This is a genomic window from Anoxybacillus kestanbolensis (assembly GCF_001996285.1).
In the GTDB taxonomy this organism is placed as follows: domain Bacteria; phylum Bacillota; class Bacilli; order Bacillales; family Anoxybacillaceae; genus Anoxybacillus; species Anoxybacillus kestanbolensis_A.
In genome coordinates this window covers 1-3,114 of record NZ_MQAD01000041.1, presented here as the reverse complement: position 1 = coordinate 3,114, position 3,114 = coordinate 1, and the positions used below count along the sequence as shown (strand labels likewise).

Genomic DNA, 3,114 nt, shown 5'->3' with positions numbered 1-3,114 from the left:
CCTTGAAAACTAGATAACAGGCAGTAAGAAAAGCGACAAACGGTTCTCGTTTGGAGCTAAACGATAAAGCCAAGCAATGCAAAGTGTGTTTAGTTAAGTTAGAAAGGGCGCACGGTGGATGCCTTGGCACTAGGAGCCGATGAAGGACGGGACAAACACCGATATGCTTCGGGGAGCTGTAAGTAAGCGTTGATCCGGAGATTTCCGAATGGGGGAACCCACTGTCCGTAATGGGGCAGTATCCATACGTGAATCCATAGCGTATGGAGGGCATACCCGGGGAACTGAAACATCTAAGTACCCGGAGGAGAAGAAAGCAAAAGCGATTCCCTAAGTAGCGGCGAGCGAAACGGGAACAGCCCAAACCAAGAGGCTTGCCTCTTGGGGTTGTAGGACACTCAATACGGAGTGACAAAGGAACGGAGTAGACGAAGCGGTCTGGAAAGGCCCGCCAGAGGAGGTAACAGCCCTGTAGTCGAAACTTCGTTCCCTCCTGAGTGGATCCTGAGTACGGCGGGACACGAGGAATCCCGTCGGAAGCAGGGAGGACCATCTCCCAAGGCTAAATACTCCCTAGTGACCGATAGTGAACCAGTACCGTGAGGGAAAGGTGAAAAGCACCCCGGGAGGGGAGTGAAAGAGAACCTGAAACCGTGTGCCTACAAGTAGTCAGAGCCCGTTTATGGGTGATGGCGTGCCTTTTGTAGAATGAACCGGCGAGTTACGATCTCGTGCGAGGTTAAGTCGAAAAGACGGAGCCGTAGCGAAAGCGAGTCTGAATAGGGCGTATAGTACGAGGTCGTAGACCCGAAACCAGGTGATCTACCCATGTCCAGGGTGAAGGTAGGGTAATACCTACTGGAGGCCCGAACCCACGCACGTTGAAAAGTGCGGGGATGAGGTGTGGGTAGGGGTGAAATGCCAATCGAACTTGGAGATAGCTGGTTCTCCCCGAAATAGCTTTAGGGCTAGCCTCGAGTTGAGAGTCTTGGAGGTAGAGCACTGATTGGGCTAGGGGCCCTCATCGGGTTACCGAACTCAGTCAAACTCCGAATGCCAATGACTTATACTCGGGAGTCAGACTACGAGTGATAAGATCCGTGGTCAAGAGGGAAACAGCCCAGATCACCAGCTAAGGTCCCAAAGTGTACGTTAAGTGGAAAAGGATGTGGAGTTGCTTAGACAACCAGGATGTTGGCTTAGAAGCAGCCACCATTTAAAGAGTGCGTAATAGCTCACTGGTCGAGTGACTCTGCGCCGAAAATGTACCGGGGCTAAACGTACCACCGAAGCTGTGGGACGACTTGCGTCGTCGGTAGGGGAGCGTTCTAAGGGCGTCGAAGCTAGACCGGAAGGACTAGTGGAGCGCTTAGAAGTGAGAATGCCGGTGTGAGTAGCGAAAACAGAGGTGAGAATCCTCTGCACCGAAAGCCTAAGGTTTCCTGAGGAAGGCTCGTCCGCTCAGGGTTAGTCGGGACCTAAGCCGAGGCCGAAAGGCGTAGGCGATGGACAACAGGTTGATATTCCTGTACCACCTCCTCACCGTTTGAGCAATGGGGGGACGCAGGAGGATAGGGTCAGCGCGCGACTGGTTGTGCGCGTCCAAGCAGTTAGGCGCCTCAAGTAGGCAAATCCGCTTGAGTAGGCTGAGCTGTGATGGCGAGGGAAATGTAGTACCGAAGTGCCTGATTCCACACTGCCAAGAAAAGCCTCTAGCGAGGTGAGAGGTGCCCGTACCGCAAACCGACACAGGTAGGCGAGGAGAGAATCCTAAGGTGCGCGGGAGAACTCTCGTTAAGGAACTCGGCAAAATGACCCCGTAACTTCGGGAGAAGGGGTGCTCCCTCGGGTGAATAGCCCAGGGGAGCCGCAGTGAAAAGGCCCAAGCGACTGTTTATCAAAAACACAGGTCTCTGCGAAGCCGTAAGGCGAAGTATAGGGGCTGACACCTGCCCGGTGCTGGAAGGTTAAGGGGAGCGCTTAGCGCAAGCGAAGGTGCGAACCGAAGCCCCAGTAAACGGCGGCCGTAACTATAACGGTCCTAAGGTAGCGAAATTCCTTGTCGGGTAAGTTCCGACCCGCACGAAAGGTGTAACGACTTGGGCACTGTCTCAACGAGAGACCCGGTGAAATCATAGTACCTGTGAAGATGCAGGTTACCCGCGACAGGACGGAAAGACCCCGTGGAGCTTTACTGCAGCCTGATATTGAATGTTGGTGCGACATGTACAGCATAGGTGGGAGACTGAGAAGCCTGGACGCCAGTCTAGGTGGAGTCGCCGTTGGGATACCACCCTTGTCGTACTGAGATTCTAACCCGCACCCCTGATCGGGGTGGGAGACAGTGTCAGGTGGGCAGTTTGACTGGGGCGGTCGCCTCCCAAAGCGTAACGGAGGCGCCCAAAGGTTCCCTCAGAATGGTTGGAAATCATTCGAAGAGTGTAAAGGCAGAAGGGAGCTTGACTGCGAGACCTACAAGTCGAGCAGGGACGAAAGTCGGGCTTAGTGATCCGGTGGTTCCGAATGGAAGGGCCATCGCTCAACGGATAAAAGCTACCCCGGGGATAACAGGCTTATCTCCCCCAAGAGTCCACATCGACGGGGAGGTTTGGCACCTCGATGTCGGCTCATCGCATCCTGGGGCTGTAGTCGGTCCCAAGGGTTGGGCTGTTCGCCCATTAAAGCGGTACGCGAGCTGGGTTCAGAACGTCGTGAGACAGTTCGGTCCCTATCCGTCGCGGGCGTAGGAAATTTGAGAGGAGCTGTCCTTAGTACGAGAGGACCGGGATGGACGCACCGCTGGTGTACCAGTTGTCCCGCCAGGGGCACAGCTGGGTAGCTATGTGCGGAAGGGATAAGCGCTGAAAGCATCTAAGCGTGAAGCCCCCCTCAAGATGAGATTTCCCATCGCGTCAAGCGAGTAAGATCCCTTGAAGATGACAAGGTAGATAGGTCCGAGGTGGAAGCGTGGCGACACGTGCAGCTGACGGATACTAATCGATCGAGGACTTAACTAAACACATACGAAAAGCGGAGAACGGTCCTTGGTGAAGCCAAGGAAACGTCCGACGGAGCCGAAAGCTTTTGACGAAGACGTGCACGCACGTCGAACGG

At 54.7% G+C, this 3,114-nt stretch carries 1 rRNA gene; it reads left to right on the top strand.

Annotation, left to right across the window (positions count from 1 at the left end):
* Nucleotides 1-91 precede the first annotated feature (91 nt).
* Nucleotides 92-3,017: ribosomal RNA gene (locus tag BO219_RS14245) — 23S ribosomal RNA — on the top strand.
* Nucleotides 3,018-3,114: the final 97 nt, after the last annotated feature.